The sequence below is a fragment of the Rhizobium sp. FKY42 genome (genome assembly GCF_005222835.1).
GTDB lineage: Bacteria > Pseudomonadota > Alphaproteobacteria > Rhizobiales > Rhizobiaceae > Neorhizobium.
Map to the genome: position 1 here is coordinate 271534 of NZ_STGA01000029.1, position 19103 is coordinate 290636.

At 58.5% G+C, this 19103-nt stretch carries 16 protein-coding genes; 8 read left to right on the forward strand and 8 right to left on the reverse strand.

Annotated elements, in window-relative coordinates; all coding sequences use genetic code 11:
- Positions 1-14: 14 nt before the first annotated feature.
- From E8M78_RS12135 to E8M78_RS12165, 7 genes are all read right to left on the reverse strand, one after another.
- On the reverse strand, positions 15-638 hold the full coding sequence (locus tag E8M78_RS12135; RefSeq protein WP_137135282.1) for a L,D-transpeptidase: 624 nt from the start codon (positions 636-638) through the stop codon (positions 15-17).
- Positions 639-716: 78 nt separating this feature from the next.
- Complete coding sequence (locus E8M78_RS12140) at positions 717-1787, reverse strand: neurotransmitter-gated ion-channel ligand-binding protein (RefSeq protein WP_137135283.1); 1071 nt, start codon at positions 1785-1787, stop codon at positions 717-719.
- 3 nt (positions 1788-1790) lie between these two features.
- Complete coding sequence (locus E8M78_RS12145) at positions 1791-2897, reverse strand: cache domain-containing protein (RefSeq protein WP_137135284.1); 1107 nt, start codon at positions 2895-2897, stop codon at positions 1791-1793.
- A gap of 152 nt (positions 2898-3049) precedes the next feature.
- On the reverse strand, positions 3050-3751 hold the full coding sequence (locus tag E8M78_RS12150; protein ID WP_170973406.1) for a pentapeptide repeat-containing protein: 702 nt from the start codon (positions 3749-3751) through the stop codon (positions 3050-3052).
- Between the two features lie 221 nt (positions 3752-3972).
- Positions 3973-5631: an electron transfer flavoprotein-ubiquinone oxidoreductase gene (locus E8M78_RS12155; RefSeq protein WP_137135286.1), complete on the reverse strand. Its 1659-nt coding sequence runs from the start codon at positions 5629-5631 to the stop codon at positions 3973-3975.
- A gap of 145 nt (positions 5632-5776) precedes the next feature.
- A complete protein-coding gene (locus tag E8M78_RS12160; RefSeq protein WP_170973407.1) occupies positions 5777-6235 on the reverse strand; it encodes a DUF4334 domain-containing protein in 459 nt (152 codons plus the stop codon).
- A gap of 143 nt (positions 6236-6378) precedes the next feature.
- Positions 6379-6618 (reverse strand): GXWXG domain-containing protein, encoded by a 240-nt coding sequence (locus E8M78_RS12165; RefSeq protein WP_137135288.1) that lies wholly within the window; start codon positions 6616-6618, stop codon positions 6379-6381.
- 137 nt (positions 6619-6755) lie between these two features.
- On the opposite strand from E8M78_RS12165, the gene E8M78_RS12170 reads away from it, so the two are divergent.
- The 7 genes from E8M78_RS12170 (at position 6756) to E8M78_RS23295 (ending at position 15083) form a co-directional block, all read left to right on the forward strand.
- Complete coding sequence (locus E8M78_RS12170; protein WP_137135289.1) at positions 6756-7544, forward strand: SDR family oxidoreductase; 789 nt, start codon at positions 6756-6758, stop codon at positions 7542-7544.
- 186 nt (positions 7545-7730) lie between these two features.
- Positions 7731-9074, forward strand: coding sequence for an efflux RND transporter periplasmic adaptor subunit (locus tag E8M78_RS12175; RefSeq protein WP_137135290.1), 1344 nt, complete (start codon positions 7731-7733; stop codon positions 9072-9074).
- Positions 9071-12199 (forward strand): efflux RND transporter permease subunit, encoded by a 3129-nt coding sequence (locus E8M78_RS12180; protein ID WP_137135291.1) that lies wholly within the window; start codon positions 9071-9073, stop codon positions 12197-12199. The genes E8M78_RS12175 and E8M78_RS12180 overlap by 4 nt, the downstream gene beginning before the upstream one ends.
- 176 nt (positions 12200-12375) lie before the next feature.
- On the forward strand, positions 12376-13671 hold the full coding sequence (locus E8M78_RS12185; protein ID WP_137135292.1) for an Hsp70 family protein: 1296 nt from the start codon (positions 12376-12378) through the stop codon (positions 13669-13671).
- Positions 13672-13716: 45 nt separating this feature from the next.
- Positions 13717-14592: a uracil-DNA glycosylase gene (locus tag E8M78_RS12190; protein ID WP_137135293.1), complete on the forward strand. Its 876-nt coding sequence runs from the start codon at positions 13717-13719 to the stop codon at positions 14590-14592.
- A 135-nt stretch (positions 14593-14727) separates the two neighbouring features.
- Complete coding sequence (locus tag E8M78_RS12195) at positions 14728-14919, forward strand: hypothetical protein (protein ID WP_137135294.1); 192 nt, start codon at positions 14728-14730, stop codon at positions 14917-14919.
- Between the two features lie 17 nt (positions 14920-14936).
- Positions 14937-15083 (forward strand): hypothetical protein, encoded by a 147-nt coding sequence (locus E8M78_RS23295; RefSeq protein WP_156379003.1) that lies wholly within the window; start codon positions 14937-14939, stop codon positions 15081-15083.
- Between the two features lie 18 nt (positions 15084-15101).
- Here E8M78_RS23295 and E8M78_RS12200 read toward each other — a convergent pair whose 3' ends face one another.
- Positions 15102-16040, reverse strand: a complete 939-nt coding sequence (locus E8M78_RS12200) for a DMT family transporter (RefSeq protein WP_137135295.1) — start codon at positions 16038-16040, stop codon at positions 15102-15104.
- A 291-nt stretch (positions 16041-16331) separates the two neighbouring features.
- Here E8M78_RS12200 and pepN point away from each other — a divergent pair, with 291 nt between their 5' ends.
- Positions 16332-18983: an aminopeptidase N gene (pepN, locus tag E8M78_RS12205; protein ID WP_137135898.1), complete on the forward strand. Its 2652-nt coding sequence runs from the start codon at positions 16332-16334 to the stop codon at positions 18981-18983.
- Positions 18984-19103: the final 120 nt, after the last annotated feature.

The following is a 19103-nucleotide window of genomic DNA, read 5'->3' on the forward strand; positions in this document are numbered from 1 at the left end:
CCGGCTTGCGAAAATCAGGCGCGGGCTTCCTGAATGACGACAACCTTGTCGCCGACTTTCACACGGGAATAGAGATCCACGACGTCGTGGTTCATCATGCGGATGCAGCCACTCGACATGGCATGACCGATCGATTCAGGCTGATTTGTACCATGGATACGGAAGTGGGTGTCGCCACCGCCGCGGTAGAGATACATTGCGCGTGCGCCAAGCGGATTATTGGGGCCACCCGGCATTCCACCGGCAAGCTTCTTGTAACGGGCTTCTCTGCGCTGCATGTTGGCGGTCGGCGTCCAGGTCGGCCATTCGGCCTTGCGACCAACATAGGCATTACCGGCCAGCGCCAGACCCGCCCGGCCCACACCGACGCCGTAGCGCATGGCGCGACCGTTATCCAGCACGTAGTAGAGACGACGCGCGGGCGTATCCACCACGATCGTTCCCGGCTTGTGTTCCGTTACATAGGCCACTTCGGTCCGGCGCAGTTCCGGCTTGATCTTGTCGAGCGGCACTTCCTTTAGGGGATGCAATTCGTTCGGCCGGGCCGAGTAATCTGCCTGCTGGGTTCCGGAGGTGGAGGCGCATCCGGCAAGGAGAAGCGGAAGCCCGATCAGCAGTCCGCGGCGCGAGATCGACATGAATGTGTCCTTATTGCGGTCATCTTGAGATGAGTCGCAAGTTACGGACATTATGGTTAATGAAGCACTAATTCAGGCTCAGGCAAGCGAACGCAGCGTGACGCAGATGCAGATGATGGTGAACATCAGCGGCATGACATACCTGACCACACGGCGAACCTCGCTGGACAGGAAGGGATAGGCCGAGCGTCCCGGAAAGCGCTCACTTTCCATGAACAGATCGATCAAAAGCGCCAGGATCAGATAGAAATATCCGATCGAGATCATGAATGCGATCGGCGACGTGACTGACATGCTGCCGGGGAAGCTTGCCTCGAAGGTGAAGCTCAACGCTGCCAGCGCCAGAAGCGCCGAATAGGTGACGCCCGTTTTGTCGCCGATCAATCCTTTCGGCTGCCACAGGATGAACAAGGATACAGACAGGACGGCGATGAACGGGATAAAGATGCGCAGGAAATAGCGTGGCCATTTGCGATCGATGGCAACCTCTGCCGTCAGCTTCGCAAAGGGCCTTGCACTCCACCCATAAAACTGGGCCGTCGTGAAGGACAGGTTTTTCGCGCTCCAGTCCGAGGCCGATAGCTGGGGCGGTAGTTCGGAGAGCTGGCGATCCTGAAAGTCCTGCACGAAGACCACATCATCAGCCGGATAGTACTGGGAGACGAAGGCTAGCCTCACATGCTGCTGATCGAAGGGAAAAGCCGATAGGTCGCGGGCAAAACGGAAGCTCCCCTCAAGCCTGCGCATCGACGTCACCTCGCCATTGCTGCGGATCGACAGAGCTTCGAGCTGGAGCGTTTCGTCTCCGCTGCGATTCTCGATCTCGACAGCCGGGTTCCAGATCGTGGCGAGCTTCGCAGTGGCTTCAGCGCCGGTGAAATCCTGCCGGTCGCGACCGAACTGAATGGCATTGAACTGAAGTGCAGGATCTTTCCAGCGCTGCTGAACTTCCACGACCAGTTGCGCATCGCCGGTGGTCTCATCGATCTTGAGAATATCAAGAACACGGACAACCAGATGGATCTGCAAGGGGCGCTGTACGCCTTGCGGAAAAGGCTGACGTCCAGTCCCCTCCTGCGCAGAAGCACCGAACGATCCGAGCAGGATGACGAGATACGCAACGACAAGCCGAAGGAACACATTGCACATGGTTCAAGGCTCCCCGGCCCGGTCCCGTCTGGTGGACATGGCATCGGAGACGGCTTTTTGCAGATCGCGGAACTCCTTCAGTCCGCTGGTCGACTGCGATGTGGCGGCATCATCAGGCGAAGCCTTCACCCGGACCGCCAGATCCTTCAGGGGCCTGATCACGGCTGCGCGCACTGTGCTCATGAAGATCGCTGTCACGATCAGGAGACCGGCCAGAAAGACCGACCCGATCGTGACCAGTGAACGGTTGTAGTAGCTTTCCAGCGATCCGAAATCACTGACAGTGAGGATCGTTCCGATCATGTTGCCGCTATAGTCGATCAGCGGGCGACCCTGAACGGTCAGATCCCGGTCCCCCAGTCGATGGAAGAAAAGAAGCTCGCTGCGGGAAAGCTGAACCTTGCCCGCGCCGAGAATGCCTTCAAACAGGCTCTTGTCGGTGGCGGCATCAAGAACAAGACCATTGGCGGACACGGCAGCACTGCCCACATCTTTCAGATAGCGACGATCAAGCACGAGAGCGAAATCACTGCCGCTGGCAGCCTTGGCGAGATCGGCAAGCGCCTGCAGATCGACGCCAACCTCCACCGTTCCGATGAAGTTGCTTCCACTTGTGTCGAAGACCGGCGACACCGCGCGCAGGCTCAAGCCCCGCACCCCAAGCTCCAGCCCCTTCTGCGTCTGCCGATCGTGATTGGCAGCCACCACCATGGGACGGAAGGTGGAAAGATCCTGCCCGAAATTCTGCGGTTCCCACACGCGCAAGAAAGACTTCATCGACGCATCATGGAAATGCACCACGCTGACGCCCGCCAGCCGTGCAAGCCGCTCGAACATTGGCTTGGCATAGGCCTGAAGCTCGCTGCGAGAACCCGCGGCCAGATGCGCACGGATTGAAGGATCAGCGGCCAGAAGCTCTGAATGCGTTGCGGAAAGAATGGCGGCCTGATCCATCGTGGTCGAAAAAACCACCGAGGTCTGATCGATTTCACGTTGGCGGGCGTCGGTCAGAAGTGCCTGCTGGTCGGCAATCATCAGCCAACCGCCTAGAAGCAGCACGAGACCGACGCAGGCCGAGGAAACGAAGGCGAGAAAACGATCGAGCGACATGAACCCAAGCTTTGACCAGCAGAGACTGTCGCTGTTTCACTGGTAAAGTGTAATTGAGTCAATCAAGCGAAGGGTTGCCCACAAGAGCGATCATCAATGCCGATTGATAATTCTCGGTACCATCAGGGAAAACAACCTGAATAGCACCCGGATCAATCTTCTTCGCAAGGCCATTCAACTGGAATGGTCAGACCTTGGGGCAACTTCGTCTTGCTGTTCCCGCACGACAGAGCGATTTGATCCTGCTTGAGACCCGTCGCCTGGCTGAGGTCTACGCCCTCGAAACGCGTGAGAAACAGGAACGCATTGGCGAAATCGACCGGCCCCTTCATGGAAGCATTTTTGAACGAGGCTCGTGCAAGATTTGCCATGGCAAAATGTGTATCGCCCAGTTCCGCACCCTTGAAGACTGCCCGTCCAAGTTCCGCCTTGGTGAAATCCGCTCCCAAAAGCGTCGCTTCTGTAAAATTGGCGCGCTGCATCTCGGCCATGGTGAATTTGGTCTGGGTCGCCATTACGCTTCCGAAGTCGCTGCGATAGCCCTCGACCTTCTGAAGCGAGGCGCTGCTCAGATCTGCTTTGACGAAGGATGTGCGAATGATGGCTGCCTTGGTGAGATCGGCACCAACCAGCTTGCTGCGGCTGAAATCGGAATTGCTGAGATCCGCCTCCGCCATCTTCGCCTTTTCGAAATTGCTGTCCTTCAGCATCAGCATTCGCTTCTTGCAGTCAGCCCAGTTGACTTCCGGGCCTGCATCCGTGCGGCAGCGGCCACCGCCAAATCCGTTATGCTTGTTGGGGAATAGCAATACCAACCCACCCGCGATCACGATGATCGGGATGAAAATCTTCATCTTGCTCTGGCGGATTCGACTCCAGGCTCTCGACCAGAAGGACTTCGGTTTCCGCTTGACGGGTGCGTTCATGGTCTTGCCAGTGCACTTTTCCAACACAATTGCGTCAGTCTTAGCGTGGTTACCCCTTAGCCGAAAGAGGAAAGCGATGCGTCTCGACCGCTTTCCCTGCTCACTGGCTGTTCGCTCAACGAAATCGCTGACGTGCGGTTCCGCAGCCTTTACATGCTCGGATAGACCGGCCCCTCACCGCCCTGCGGCGGCACCCAGTTGATGTTCTGGTTCGGGTCCTTGATATCGCAGGTCTTGCAGTGCACGCAGTTCTGCGCGTTGATCACATAGACCTGTTCACCATCCTTCTCCACCCACTCGTAGACGCCTGCAGGACAGTAGCGTGCGGACGGTCCGCCATAAACCCCAAGCTCGGAACGCTTCTGCAAGTCAATGTCCTTCACCTTCAGATGAACCGGCTGGTCCTCTTCATGGTTGGTGTTGGAGAGGAAGACCGATGACAGGCGATCGAACGTCAGCACGCCATCTGGCCGCGGGTAATCAATCTTCTTGTGCTGGGCTGCGGGCTCCAGCGAAGCGGCATCGGTCTTGCCATGCTTCATGGTGAAGGGTGACGTACCGAAAATCTGGTTGATCCACATGTCGATGCCGCCGAGCGCGACGCCAAGCGCCGTGCCGAACTTAGACCATAGCGGCTTCACGTTGCGCACCCGCTTTAGATCCTTGCCGATGGCGGTCGAGCGCCATTCGTTTTCGATCTCGGCAGGCTCGTCATTGGCGCGGCCTGCAGCAATGGCTTCAGCAATCTTTTCCGCTGCCAGCATGCCGGAGAGAACGGCGTTGTGGCTGCCCTTGATGCGCGGAACGTTGACGAAACCGGCAGAGCAGCCGATCAGCGCACCGCCGGGGAAGGAAAGCTTCGGCACCGACTGATATCCGCCCTCTGTGATCGCACGGGCACCATAGGAAATGCGCTTGGCACCTTCGAACGTGTCGCGGATGGCGGGATGCGTCTTGAAGCGCTGGAACTCCTCGAAGGGGAAGAGGTAGGGGTTCTTGTAGTTGAGGTGCACGACGAAGCCGACAGCCACGAGATTGTCATGCAGGTGATAGAGGAAAGAACCGCCGCCGGTCTTCATGTCGAGCGGCCAGCCGAAGGAGTGCTGAACCAGACCCGCCTTGTGGTGTTCCGGCTTGACCTCCCAAAGCTCCTTGAAGCCAATGCCGTATTTCTGCGGCTCGCGACCCTCATCGAGCTTGAACTTCGAAATCAGTTGCTTGGCGAGCGAGCCGCGAACGCCTTCGCCGATCAGCACATATTTGCCGAGAAGCGCCATACCACGGGTGAAGTTCGGGCCGGGTTCGCCATTTTTCTCGATACCCATATCGCCGGTTGCGACGCCGATCACCGCGCCCTGTTCATTGTAGAGAACTTCCGTCGCCGCAAAACCCGGATAGATATCGATGCCAAGCGCTTCCGCCTTTTCGGCGAGCCAACGACAGACGAGACCAAGTGACACGATGTAGTTGCCGTGATTGTTCATCAGCGGCGGCATGAAGGCGTTCGGCAGCCGGATGGAACCTGCCGGCCCGAGAAACAGGAACTGGTCATCCGTAACCGGCGTCTTGAACGGATGGCTTGCATCCTCGCGCCAGTCCGGCAGAAGCCGGTCGATCCCGATCGGATCCACGACAGCGCCGGACAGGATATGTGCGCCAACTTCCGCGCCCTTTTCCAGCACGACGACCGAAAGTTCGGGGTTCAGCTGCTTCAACCGGATTGCCGCCGACAGGCCGGCCGGCCCTGCCCCGACGATCACCACGTCGAATTCCATGCTTTCGCGCTCAGGAAGCTCCATATCGCTCATTCTCTCACTCCGCTCGGCCGGTTCCCATCTCACCACTTCCTTGTCAAAACATGAGCCCCTTGTCGAGCGAACATATGACATGGGGGTATGAGCGGTCGGCCCCTCCTAGATCTGGGAGCAAAGATAAATAACGTTTACGTTCACGTCAATATTCGCGGATTTGCGAGGGGGAGCGAGGCCGAATCTGTGTCCCTGCGATTTCCTCGGCCCTTTCGAGAAGAAAGGCGTAGTGATCGTTCTGTCCAGCGACACTCATCAATCCCATCAGGCGATCGGTATCGATCCGGCGGAAATGATCGGTGATCGGTTGATTTTCATAGAACATGGCGGCACTTGAGGCATTGCGGAATTCGGCGGATTTGACAGCGGCGACAGGTCCGCGCGCCCACATTCCTTTCATCGCATAGCCGAACAGGTTCCGGAACCACTGCCGATGCGCAAGACGACTGAAGCGGAGAACCAGACGCAGCGGCAGATGCTTCGGGTCTAGGGTGAGGACCCAATCATCTTGTTGAAATGGTGTGAGGCGATCCGGATGAGATACGAGGCGAAAAACGGAGGCGATGCTTATGCATCGGCGAGGCTTTTCAACAACGTAGATCACCGGATCGGCCACATCCGAAGGACACGCGAACGGCTTCAATCTGCTTTGTCGAGGCTCTCGAATGGGTATGGGACCCATACATCGAGCCTCTCCTCGCATATTCTTGCCGTTCATCGTGCCATTTCAATAACATGATTGGGTCCTCACCCTAGCGGCACGAGCCTTCGGCTTCCCACACTAAATAAAAGCGCATCTGCCCTGCGGTCGGCATGGAAGCGCTTTCCGTACCAGCCAAGGCTCTCCAGCGCTCCGTCCAGCGGATGACCGGTCGGCAGGCTGGACCCCTTCCACAGGCCGATAAGTTCGGACGGCGTGATCGGGTCCAGGGAATCGAAGAAGACCAGGGCTTCTTCCTGTGTTTCGAATTTCAGCGGGGATGACATGAGTCTAGTTATAGGCCGTCTGGTTGAGGGGGCAACTTTATCAGCAACATTCGATGAAAAGATCATTCACAACCCTTCACCATCGGACCGTCCGGCGATAACGTCCTCACCCTAAGCATGCAGCAAGGAAATTGATCATGGATTTCGGCATTACCGGCAAACGCGCACTGGTGTTGGCCTCATCACGAGGCCTTGGACTTGGCATCGCCACCGCGCTGGCTCAGGAGGGTGCAAATGTTCTCCTGTGTGGCCGCAGCGGAGAACGTCTGGCGGAGAACTGCGCAAGAATCAACGCTCTGGGCAAAGGCAAGGCCGACTGGGTCTGGTCCGATCTTGCCGAAGACGATGCGGTCACGGCACTTGTCAAAGCTGTCGAGGAGAAGTTCGGCGGCGTCGATATCCTGGTCAACAACACCGGCGGCCCAACACCGGGCACGACGGAAGACATGACGCCGGAAAAGCTGCACAGCTTTTTCCAGACCATGGTCCTGCGCGTCATTACTCTGACGAATGCACTGTTGCCCAACATGAAGGAGCAAGGCTGGGGCCGCATTCTGACCGTTGCCTCGTCCGGCGTCATCGAGCCAATTCCGAATCTGGCACTTTCCAATACCTTGCGTGGCGCGCTCGTCGGCTGGAACAAGACCCTTGCAACAGAGGTTGCGGCGCACGGAATTACGGCGAACATGATCCTGCCGGGTCGCATTCATACGGACCGTATCGACGAGCTGGATGGTGCCAATGCCAAGCGCCAGGGCAAGTCGCTCGAAGAGGTTCGCAGTGCCTCGATCGCCTCCATTCCGGCAAAGCGTCTCGGCACCGTCGAGGAATTCGGCGCGGTCGGCGCCTTCCTGTGCTCAGGCCCAGCCGCCTATGTGACAGGCAGCGCGATCCGTGTTGATGGCGGCGCTGCGAAGTCAATCTGATCGGCACACGCCTTCCCGCCCGTATCGCGGGAAGGCGTCCCTTTCTTCAGCGCGAAATAGAAAAACCCACATTACATAAGTTTAAGATGCTTTTTGCGCGCATGAAGCGTTTTGTTCATGGCATCGACCTGTCTCTGCTTGTGCAGAACAGTGCTTCCCTGTCTTTTTCCCAGCGCGGACAAGCCCATGAAGACGTTTTTCTCGACCGTTGCAGTCCTTGCTATCCTGGCTGCGGGTGCAGTCTATTACAGGGATCAACTCCCCGAGCAGATCAGGCCACCGACCTGGCATCAACTGGCGCTGGCTGCCGGGTTGAAATCGGATACGCCTGAACCGGCAGTAACCGATGGAAGCCGCAGGCAAGGCGGCCAGAAGCCGGGTTCTGGCGAGACCGCGCAGGCAAATGGCGAAGGGCGTGGTCAGGGTCAGGGTCAGGGTCAGGGTCAGAACCGTCGCGGCAACGGCGGCCCGTCCGCCGTCAAGACAATTGCCGTGACCTCCGGCACCCTGCCCATGGATGTGGTGGCGACGGGCTTTGCGGAAGCGGCCGATACGACCACGATCGCAGCACTTCAGTCCGGCCCGATCGTAGAGATTTTGGTGAAGGACGGCCAAGAGGTCAAAAAAGGCGACGTGATCGCACGTCAGGATGATCGCACGGCCCGTGCGCTGGTTGCCAAGGATCAGGCAAATCTCGCCAGCGATCAGGCGGCTTTGGCGCAGGCCGATGCCGCATTCGCCAGAACACAGAACCTGCTGAAGCAGAATGTGCAATCGGAACAGAGTTACGAGCAGGCCAAGGCGACGCGTGATTCTGCCGCAGCCAAAGTGGAAGCCGACAAGGCCACTCTGTCCTCGGATCAGATCGCGCTTGGCAATCTCGAACTCAAGGCGCCCTACGACGGCCGTCTGGGCAACATCGCCATCAGCCCCGGCGCCTATCTCAGCGCAGGCGCAAGTGTGGTGACCATAACCCGTTACGATCCCATCTATGTGAATTTCCGCATGGCCCAGCGCTATCTGCCGCAGCTTCATGCCGGACTGAAATCCGGTGCGAAGGTCGATGCGGATACTTCCGCAACCGGTGGCGTTGCCGATCAGGGTGTGCTTTCCTTCTTCGACAACAATGTTGATCAGGCCTCGGGAACGGTTCTCGCCAAGGCGGAATTCAAGAACGACAGTGCCCTTCTATGGCCTGGCGAAAGCCTGAATGTGACGGTGCACTTCGTGACCGACACCAAGAGGCTGATCGTACCGACGGTGGCCGTGCGCCAGGGTGCCGATGGGCCGTTCGTCTATACGGTGGATGACAAGTCGAAGGTGCATGCGACGAAGATCGTGCTTGCTCGCACGAATGGCGATCAGGCCGCGATTGCGTCCGGCCTCACCGAGGGTCAGCATATCGTCGTCGAGGGTCAGGTGCAGCTGGCCGATGGCCAGACGATTGTCGAGCAGTTCTCCGGCAGCCAGACGGCCGCAAAGCCCGCACGAACGGAACAGGCGGCGCTGATCGAGGGAGCCAAGCCATGATCCCGGCCTTTTGTATTCGACGCCCCGTCGCCACGACATTGCTGGCCATCGGCGTGGTTCTCGCAGGTCTTGCCGGTTACAAGCAATTGCCCGTGGCGGCCCTGCCGAAGGTGGATTTTCCCACCATCAACGTTTCCGCCGCCCTTTCCGGTGCCTCGCCCGAAAGCATGGCGACCTCGGTCGCAACACCGCTCATCAAGCAGTTCGAAACGATCCCCGGCATCAGCGAAATCAGCGCATCGAACTCGCTCGGCAATACATCCATCGTCCTTCAGTTCGATCTGAACAGAAACATCGATGCTGCGGCGGCAGACGTTCAGGCGGCGATTTCCAACGCCACTCGGCAGCTACCGTCCAATATGACGACCCCGCCCAGCTATCGCAAAACCAACCCGGCCGATGCGCCAATCCTGCTGATTACCATCAATTCCGATGAGATGCCGCGCTCCAAGGTGGACGAGATCGCCCAGAACGTGATTTCGCCCATGCTGTCCACGCTGTCGGGCGTGGCGCAGGTCAGCGTCTATGGATCGCAAACCTATGCGGTGCGCGTCGAGCTTGATCCCTCCAAGCTCCAGGCGCGAAACCTGGGTGTCGATACGGTCACCAGCGCCATCGCCAATGCCAACAACCAAACACCGGTCGGGACGCTTCAGAGCCGCAACCAGCAGCTCACCATCGATGCCAAGACGCAGCGCACGAATGCGGAGGAATTCCGCACACTCGTCATCGCCAACAAGGGTGGTGCCCCCATCCACCTGGGCGACGTGGCAACGGTGCAGGACAGCGTGGAAAACCTGAAAGGCGGCAGCTGGTATGACGGCAAGCAGGCAATCATTCTCGCGGTACAACGCCAGCCGGATGCCAATACCGTTGACGTCGTAAACGAGATCAAGGCGAAACTTCCCGCGCTCAAGGCGCAATTGCCGCCATCCGTGCATTTGAACGTCATGAATGACGCCTCGACCTCCATCAAGGATGCGATTTCCGACGTTCAGTTCACGCTGTTTCTCACGATTGCGCTCGTCATTCTTGTCATCTACCTCTTTACCGGTCACCTGACCGCGACGCTCATTCCGGGTCTTGCCGTTCCCCTCTCGCTGATCGCGACCTTCGGGGGCATGTATGTTCTTGGCTATAGCATCGACAATATCTCGCTTCTTGGCCTGACTCTTTCGGTCGGGTTGGTGGTGGACGATGCCATCGTCATGCTGGAGAACATTCTACGACTATCGGAAGAAGGAATGTCCATGCGGGAGGCCGCGCTGAAGGGTGCGGCGGAGGTGAGCTATACCATTATCTCCATGTCCATTTCTCTTGTGGCCGTTTTCATCCCCATTCTGCTGATGGGCGGCGTCGTGGGACGGCTGTTCAACGAGTTCGGCATGGTCGTTACCATGGCCATCATGGCCTCGGCCATCGTTTCGCTGACGGTGACGCCGATGCTGGGCTCGCGCCTCTCCAATCATTCCGGCAAGCCGCCCTTCATCATCCGCTGGTTCAATGCCGGGTTTGACTGGACTCTGCGCGGTTACGATCGCTCCGTGTCCTGGTGCCTGCGGCATCGCGGGCTCATCCTGCTGCTCTTCATCGGCAGCGTTGCGGCCTCCGGCTATCTGTTCAAGACGCTTCCTTCCAGCTTCTTTCCGCAGGAAGATATCGGCAGGCTTTCGGTCTCTACCCGCGCCCGTGAGGATATTTCCTATGAGGCGATGCAAGACCTGCAGCAGCAGGTGGCGGACATCATTCGCAAGAACCCTGCGGTCCTGCATGTCACCTCCATCGTCGGCGGCAGCGCGCGTAGTCCGTTGAACAACGGCACGATGTTCGTGGAGTTGAAACCGAAGGAAGAACGCGGGGCACTGACGGAGACCATCAACGAACTGCGTGGAGCGACTGCGAAAGTGGCGGGCCTGAAAACCTACATCACGCCGCAGCAGAGCTTGCGCTTCGGCGGACGCTCGACCGCAAGCCAGTACCAGTTGGTCGTTCAGGCGCTCGATACCGCCACGACCACGGAATGGTCTGGCAAGATGATGGCCGCGATGCGCCAGGACCGCATGTTCACCGATCTTGCAACCGATGCGCAGAATGGTGCGATTGCCGCCAACATCGAGATCGACACGGACAAGGCAGCCGCCTACGGCATCACCAACGACCAGCTTCGCAAGACATTGGAAATGGCCTTCGGCGGCTATGCCGCGGCACAGATCCAGTCAACAGGCGACAGCTACGACGTGATCGTCGAGTTTGACCAGAGCCGTTCCTACGACGACGAGTTCCTGCGCAATATCAACGTCATGTCCCAGCAGACGGGAACGCTGGTTCCGCTTTCGAACTTCGCAACGGTGGAGCGCCGCGCGGCACCCGTGACCATCAACCAGACAGGTCAGCTCGTATCCACGACGATCTCCTTCAACCTGCCGGAAGGTGTTGCGCTTTCGGAGGCAACGGCGCGGATCGACCAGATCAAGTCCAGCATCAACATGCCAAGCGATGTCTTCACGTCTTATGGCGGCACCGCGGCAATCTTCCAGCAGAGCCAGGGCAATACCGGCCTGCTGATCCTCGCGGCGGTTCTCACCATCTATGTGGTGCTGGGCGTGCTTTACGAAAGCTTCATCCACCCGCTGACCATTCTGTCCGGTCTGCCAGCGGCTGCTTTCGGCGCACTGATCGCACTGAAGGTGATGAACTTCGACCTGTCCGTGATCGCCCTCATCGGCCTTCTGATGCTGATCGGCGTCGTGAAGAAGAACGCCATCATGATGATCGACGTCGCGGTGGAACTCATCCGGGACAAGGGGGAAACTCCGGCGCGCGCCATTCATGAGGCCTGCGTGCGGCGCTTCCGCCCCATCATGATGACGACGTTCTGCGCCCTTCTCGGCGCGCTGCCGATTGCGCTTGGTGAGGGTGCCAGTTCGGAATTGCGCCAGCCGCTCGGCATCGCCGTTGTCGGAGGGCTCATCGTCTCGCAATTGCTGACGCTGTTCATCACGCCGGTTATCTTTGTCGAGATGGATCGCTTGGGCAAGGCGCTTGGCCGCCTGTTCCGCCGCAAGGGGCATGACGATCCGGCCAACAGCACCTTCCAGCAGGAAAGCCGTGCTGCCGCCGAATAGGCGGATCATTCATAGCATGTGCGAGACAGGGGCGGGATTTTCCCGCCCCTTTTGTCTTGCCAAGCAGCCGATCCTGTGCGATCAGCCCGCCTCCCTATTTTTCAGGGGCGCCGTTTGCGCCTCCATCGGATGCGCCAGTCGCATTCGTATCCAGCACTTTCAGAAAGGATGCGGCCATGGCACGTGCACTTGGGCTCGACTTCGGCACGACCAATACTGTTCTCGCGCTCGGTGAACCGGATGCCAATGCCACGCATTCCGTGCCTTTCGTCAGCAGTGCTGGAACAAGCGACAGCATGCGGACCGCCCTCTCCTTCATGAAGGACAAGGCGCTCGGCGCGCAGGCGCTGAAGGTCGAGGCAGGACAGGCCGCCATTCGCCAGTTCATCGACAATCCCGGCGACTGCCGGTTCTTGCAGTCAATCAAGACCTTTGCCGCAAGCGCAGCATTCCAGGCGACCCTCGTTTTCGCGCGCAGGCAGCAGTTCGAGGATCTGATGGAGATCTTCCTGCGCAGGCTGAAGACCTATGCCGGGGACGCCTGGCCGAACGAGATTTCGCGACTGGTCGTCGGGCGGCCTGTCCGGTTTGCAGGCGCGAACCCGGATGAGGCGCTCGCCTTGCAGCGGTATCGCACGGCGCTCGAACGTTTCGATTTCCCGGAAGTGCATTTCGTTTATGAGCCGGTGGCAGCCGCCTATTACTTCGCGCAGTCTCTGACACAGGACGCCAATGTTCTGGTGGCCGACTTCGGGGGCGGCACGACTGACTATTCGTTGATCCGGTTCGAGCGCCACGCAGGGCAGTTGCGCGCCATTCCGATTGGTCACTCCGGTGTCGGGATTGCGGGCGATCACTTCGACTATCGCCTGATCGACAATCTCGTCTCGCCGGAAATCGGCAAAGGCAGCCATTTCCGCAGCTTCGACAAACTGCTGGAGGTTCCAGCAGGCTATTACGCCAATTTCGGACGCTGGAACCAGCTGTCGATCTTCAAGACAACGCGCGAGTTCACCGATCTTCAATCGCTGGTTCGCTCTGCAACGGAGCCGGACAAGCTGGAACTGTTCATCGAGCTTATCGAGCATGATGAAGGTTATCCGCTCTACCAGGCGATCTCCGCCACCAAGATGGCGTTGTCGAAGGCAGAAGAGGCGGAGTTCAACTTCTCTCCACTGGGCAAAGCGGGGCGCAGAACCGTAAAACGCAGCGACTTCGAAAGCTGGATCTCGGAAGATCTGGCGCGCATCGAAGAGGCGCTGGACGAAGTTCTGGTCAAGACAAACACAGCTGCCGATCAGGTCGACAAGGTCTTCCTCACGGGCGGCACCTCGTTCGTGCCTGCCGTGCGCCAGCTGTTCGTCAACCGTTTCGGCACGGAACGGATCGAGAGCGGCGGAGAGTTGCTGTCCATCGCGCATGGACTATCGCTGATCGGCGAGAGCAAGGACATTGAGCAGTGGGTTGCATGAGGCCAGAGGCTTTATCCGCCGAACGGGTTCGGATAGAGTGAGGCCATGACCTCAGCCTCGGAACTCGCCCCAGCGGAACTCGCAGCCCTCCTGCACTTTTATGCGGATTCCGGATGCGACTGGCTTCTGGAGGACGAGGCCGTTGATCGTATTGCCGAGTTCCAGACCCAGCGTCTGGAGCGTGAGGCGCAGATACGCAACCGCCAGCAGGCGGCCCCGCAGGCGAGCGAGCGACCCGCCAATGCCGGGCGTTCAGCGCCCTCACCGGCGGCGCGGGCGCCTGCTCCTGCCGCGAATATGGCGGTGCCGGATGCGGATGCCGTGGCGGCTGCCCGGCAGGCGTGCGCTGCCGCCAACAGCCTGGGCGCTTTGAAGACGGCGCTGGAAGGCTTTTCCGGCTGCAACCTGAAGAACGGCGCGCGTTCCACCGTATTTGCCTCAGGCGATTATTCCTCCGGCATCATGGTCGTCGGTCCCATGCCATCGGCTGAGTGCGACCGGGATGGCATTCCTTTTTCGGGACGACAGGGTCAATTGCTGGACAAGATGCTGGCCGCAATCGGGCTACATCGCGACAAGGTGCTGTTGACGAATGTCGTGGCGTGGAGGCCGCCGGGCAACCGTCCGCCCTCGCCCGCAGAGATGGACATCTGCCGTCCGTTCATCGAGCGCCAGATCGAGCTTGCGGCTCCGAAATACCTTCTGATCCTTGGCAACTTCACGGCGCGTTTCTTCTTTGCGGAGGAGCAATCCATTTTTGCCATGCGTGGCACCTGGAGGGATGTGCAGATCGGCGACCGTACCATCCCAGCCATCGCAAGCCTGCATCCACAGGATCTTCTGACGGCACCCGCGAACAAGGCGCTGGCCTGGAAGGATCTCCTCGCCTTTCGCCAGCGGATCTCGCTCAACGAGTCGTAAATCCGAGTCTTAAACTTTTATGAAATGTGGTATGCGTAATTCGCATGGCTGCCTCACGGTAGCTGCTGTTGAATTCATCATGTTGCGGTGCAATATACAGAGGTGTCTTGGGAGGAACGTTTAGGAACCAAGGCCATGAGCACACGCATTCGCCCCATTCATTCCGGCTTTGAGACGCTTCGTCTTGCCGGCCTATCGCCTCGCTCAACTGCAGGCTACCATAACTTCGGCTCTGCTACGAATGAGCAGCTGACGGCGACGGCCTATGCGCGTCGCGGCGGCCTCTCCCGTCCGACGGCGATCTTCGCCGATTTTCGTGAACGCTGATCAAGGAGTGTGAGCCAATGAAGTACAGACTTCGCCAGATCCGGGATAACCTTGCCTCGATTTCCGTTGCGGTTCGTGCAAGCCACGAATACACGCGTTCTGCGGGCCAGAGCGCTGAAAGCCGCGGGCGCGACCATTCTCCGCTCGCCGGCATCCCGATCTGATCAACGGCCATTGATGAATCATGTAGACGGCGAGGATGCCTTCCTCGCCGCTTTGCGTTCGAGCCCAAGCTGGTGCTCGCGGTAAATGATGAAGATCCCAGCCGAAACAGTGATTGCTGTTCCCAACAGCATCTGCCACGTCGGAACATCGCCGAAAAGCACATAGGCAATCGCGATCCCGAAGATGATCGACGAATAGTCGAAGGGTGCGACGGTCGAGACATCGGCCAGCCTGTAGCTCTGTGTCAGAAAGATCTGACCAAGTCCGCCGCAGATGCCTGCGCAGATCAGGATCAGCTTCGTCTCCCAGGAAAGTCCGTTCCATCCAAACGGCAGGCTGATGAGAGAGAAGGCCGCAGACAGAAGCGAGAAATAGAGCACAATCGTAAATGTCTTCTCGGTCTTTACGAGCTGGCGCGTCTGAACCATTGCAAGACCGCCGATGACTGCCGATAGCAGAACCGCTATGGCTCCCGTCGCCTCGTTTGCCCCCATTCCGCCCTGTTCGAACATGGTGAGCTTCGGCCATGAGATGATCAGAACGCCGAGAATGCCAATCGCGACTGCCGTCCATCGATAGATCCGCACCTTTTCCTTCAAGATCAGGGCTGCAAAGATCACCGCCATCAGCGGCGAGGCATATCCGATGGCAATGGCGTCCGGCAGCGGTAGGTGGATGAGGCCGAAGAAACCCATGACCATGGCAATCATTCCCAGCGTGCCGCGCTTGAGATGGCCTGTGAAGCTGGACGTCCGGAAGGCAGAGGCCAGTTCCTTTCGCATAGCCAGATAGACGAAAATGGGGATGAGCGCGAAGAACGAGCGATAGAACGTAATCTGCCCTGCCGGAATGCCTGCGCCTGCGGCCTTGATGAAGGTCTGCATGCCAAGAAAAGCCATGACGGAGAGTAGTTTCATGAGGATCCCCCTCAAGGGATCCGGGGTTTCGGAACTCATGCTTCACTCGTGGCGGCTTGTTTTCGGAGATCCAAGCCATTCGCAAACTTCAGGGATCAGGCGGGTTGGACAGAAGTGTAACCTGATTTGGTGAAACGTTTCATCAGGACTTTTGATACAATGATCATTTTCGGAAATCACACGCAGGTGTTAGCAGACGTGTTGAGTGATTAGTGTTTTTATTTGGGACCGCTTTAGCAATCGTTCAGTTTTGGATGCAATAGTGCCGCGAAACTGGGCAAGTAGAGCTCGTCAAAACCGATCGGTCATTCCATTTCAGGAAGCAACATGCTGCGTACAGACACGGGTCAGATCGTACATCTGGCAGATTATCGTCCCACCGATTTCGTCCTGGAACGCGTCGATCTGACCTTTGAACTTGATCCGCAGGCGACGCGCCTGGAATCCCGGCTCATCTTTCATCGCCGTGAGGGTGTGGACGCGTCGGCGCCTCTGGTTCTGGATGGTGACGAACTCGTTCTCACCGAATTGCGTCTCGACCAGAACGAGATGCCTGCCAGCCAGTACGATCTTTCTCCCGATCAGCTGGTGATCCGCGACCTGCCTGGAAGCGAACCGTTCGAAGTGACGGTCATCACCACCATCAATCCGGAAGCCAACACCCAGTTGATGGGTCTCTATCGCACCAATGGTGTCTATTGCACGCAGTGCGAGGCGGAAGGTTTCCGTCGCATTACCTATTTCCCGGATCGTCCTGATGTGCTGGCGCCCTATACGGTAACCATCATCGCCGACAAGGCAACCAATCCGTTTCTGCTGTCCAACGGCAACTTCCTCGGTGGCGGCAACTACGACGAAGGTCGGCATTTCGCCGCCTGGTTCGATCCCTTCCCTAAGCCAAGCTACCTGTTCGCGCTCGTCGCCGGTGATCTTGGTGTCGTGGAAGACACATTCGTCACCATGTCGGAACGCGAAGTCACGCTGAAGATCTATGTCGAGCACGGCAAGGAAGATCGCGCGGCCTATGCCATGGATGCGCTGAAGCGGTCGATGAAGTGGGACGAGGAAGTCTTTGGGCGCGAATACGACCTCAACATCTTCATGATTGTCGCCGTATCGGATTTCAACATGGGGGCGATGGAGAACAAGGGCCTCAACGTCTTCAACGACAAATATGTTCTGGCTGACCCGGAAACGGCAACGGACCAGGATTACGCCAACATCGAAGCCATCATTGCCCACGAATACTTCCACAACTGGACGGGCAATCGCATTACCTGCCGCGACTGGTTCCAGCTCTGCCTCAAGGAAGGCCTGACCGTCTATCGCGATCACGAGTTCTCCGCTGATCAGCGCTCTCGTGCAGTCAAGCGCATTGCAGAAGTGCGTCACCTGAAAGCCGAACAGTTCCAGGAAGATGGCGGCCCGCTTGCACATCCGGTTCGTCCGACCGCCTATCGCGAGATCAACAACTTCTACACGACAACCGTCTACGAAAAAGGCTCCGAGGTCACGCGGATGATCGCGACGATCCTTGGCAAGGATGGCTTCAAGAAGGGAATGGATCTTTATTTCGAGCGCCACGATGGCGAGGCGGCGACGGTCGAGGATTTCGTGAAGTCTTTCGAAGATGCCAACAGCGTCGATCTGAAGCAGTTCTCGCTCTGGTACCATCAGGCGGGAACGCCACTGGTAACGGCATCCGGCATCTATGATGCGGTAGCCAAGACTTTCACGCTCTCTCTGGAGCAGATGATCCCGGCCACGCCCGGTCAATCTGCAAAGCAGCCAATGCATATCCCGCTGTCCTACGCCCTCATTCAGGACAATGGCGCGCTGCTCGATGCGCCCAAGGTCAGCGGCGGTCAGGTGACGGGCGACGTTCTGCATCTGACGGAAAAGGCCCAGGTCTTCGTCTTCGAAGATGTACCGACACGTCCGGTGCTTTCCCTGAACCGCGGCTTCTCTGCTCCGATCAATCTCGATTTCAAGCAAAGCACCGAGGATCTGGTACGCATTGCCCGTCATGATACGGATCTGTTTGCCCGCTGGCAGGGGCTGACGGATCTGGCGCTGCCCAATCTTCTGCAGGCGGTCAAGGATGCGCGTGAAGGAAAGGCCATCACCTTCGATCCGGTTTTCATCTCCACCTTGCTGGAAGCGGCGGCCGATGAAGCACTCGAACCGGCTTTCCGTGCCCAGGCGCTTGCCCTTCCCAGCGAGGCAGACATTGCCCGTGAGCTTGGCAGTAACATTGATCCTGACGCCATCCACAAAGGCCGTCAGGCTATCCTGAAGGCCATTGCCGAAAGCGGCCAGTCTGTTTTCGAAAACCTGTTTAATACGATGAAGCCGGAAGGCGCCTTCAGCCCCGATGCGGCAAGCGCTGGCAAACGGGCGCTACGCAACAGCGCGCTGGGCTATCTGGCCTATGTCGCGGGCGGCAGCGAGCGCGCCGCCAAGGCCTTCGCGGATGCGGACAACATGACCGATCTGGTTCAGGCCCTGACGGTTCTGGCGCACCGCTTCCCGGAGGATGCGGCAACGGCAGAGGCGCTTGCAACATTCGTCAAGCGTTTCGAAAACAATCCGCTTGTTCTGGACAAGTGGTTCGCACTGCAGGCCACCACTCCCGGCGGCGACACGCTGAACCGCGTCAACGCCCTGATGGAGCACCCGCTTTACGTTGCGACGAACCCGAACCGTGTTCGTTCGCTGATCGGCTCGCTGGCATTTGCAAATCCCACCGCATTCAATCGCGCCGATGGTGAAGGATACCGGTTGCTGGGCAATCAGGTCACGCAGATCGACCCGCGCAACCCGCAGCTTGCTGCGAGGCTGCTGACTGCCATGCGCTCCTGGCGGGCGCTGGATGCCAACCGCGCTGACCATGCACGTGCGGCACTGCTGGAAATCGACCGCACGCCAAAGCTCTCGACCGATGTGCGGGATCTTATCGAGCGGATGCTGAAGGACAGCTGAGATCAGCCACCTTGGCGCCCCTGTAGGATCGCGGGGCGCCATTTCCGCAATATGGTTAACTTTTTCTTAAAACCGCATCTGGACAAGGCGAATCTGCAATGATTCACTGCCCTCGGATCG

Coding starts and splice junctions, on each gene's coding strand:
- E8M78_RS12135 (WP_137135282.1), bottom strand. CDS start 638: ATGTCGATCTCGCGCCGCGGACTGCTGATCGGGCTTCCGCTTCTCCTT.
- E8M78_RS12140 (WP_137135283.1), bottom strand. CDS start 1,787: ATGTGCAATGTGTTCCTTCGGCTTGTCGTTGCGTATCTCGTCATCCTG.
- E8M78_RS12145 (WP_137135284.1), bottom strand. CDS start 2,897: ATGTCGCTCGATCGTTTTCTCGCCTTCGTTTCCTCGGCCTGCGTCGGT.
- E8M78_RS12150 (WP_170973406.1), bottom strand. CDS start 3,751: ATGAAGATTTTCATCCCGATCATCGTGATCGCGGGTGGGTTGGTATTG.
- E8M78_RS12155 (WP_137135286.1), bottom strand. CDS start 5,631: ATGAGCGATATGGAGCTTCCTGAGCGCGAAAGCATGGAATTCGACGTG.
- E8M78_RS12165 (WP_137135288.1), bottom strand. CDS start 6,618: ATGTCATCCCCGCTGAAATTCGAAACACAGGAAGAAGCCCTGGTCTTC.
- E8M78_RS12170 (WP_137135289.1), top strand. CDS start 6,756: ATGGATTTCGGCATTACCGGCAAACGCGCACTGGTGTTGGCCTCATCA.
- E8M78_RS12175 (WP_137135290.1), top strand. CDS start 7,731: ATGAAGACGTTTTTCTCGACCGTTGCAGTCCTTGCTATCCTGGCTGCG.
- E8M78_RS12180 (WP_137135291.1), top strand. CDS start 9,071: ATGATCCCGGCCTTTTGTATTCGACGCCCCGTCGCCACGACATTGCTG.
- E8M78_RS12185 (WP_137135292.1), top strand. CDS start 12,376: ATGGCACGTGCACTTGGGCTCGACTTCGGCACGACCAATACTGTTCTC.
- E8M78_RS12190 (WP_137135293.1), top strand. CDS start 13,717: ATGACCTCAGCCTCGGAACTCGCCCCAGCGGAACTCGCAGCCCTCCTG.
- E8M78_RS12195 (WP_137135294.1), top strand. CDS start 14,728: ATGAGCACACGCATTCGCCCCATTCATTCCGGCTTTGAGACGCTTCGT.
- E8M78_RS23295 (WP_156379003.1), top strand. CDS start 14,937: ATGAAGTACAGACTTCGCCAGATCCGGGATAACCTTGCCTCGATTTCC.
- E8M78_RS12200 (WP_137135295.1), bottom strand. CDS start 16,040: ATGAGTTCCGAAACCCCGGATCCCTTGAGGGGGATCCTCATGAAACTA.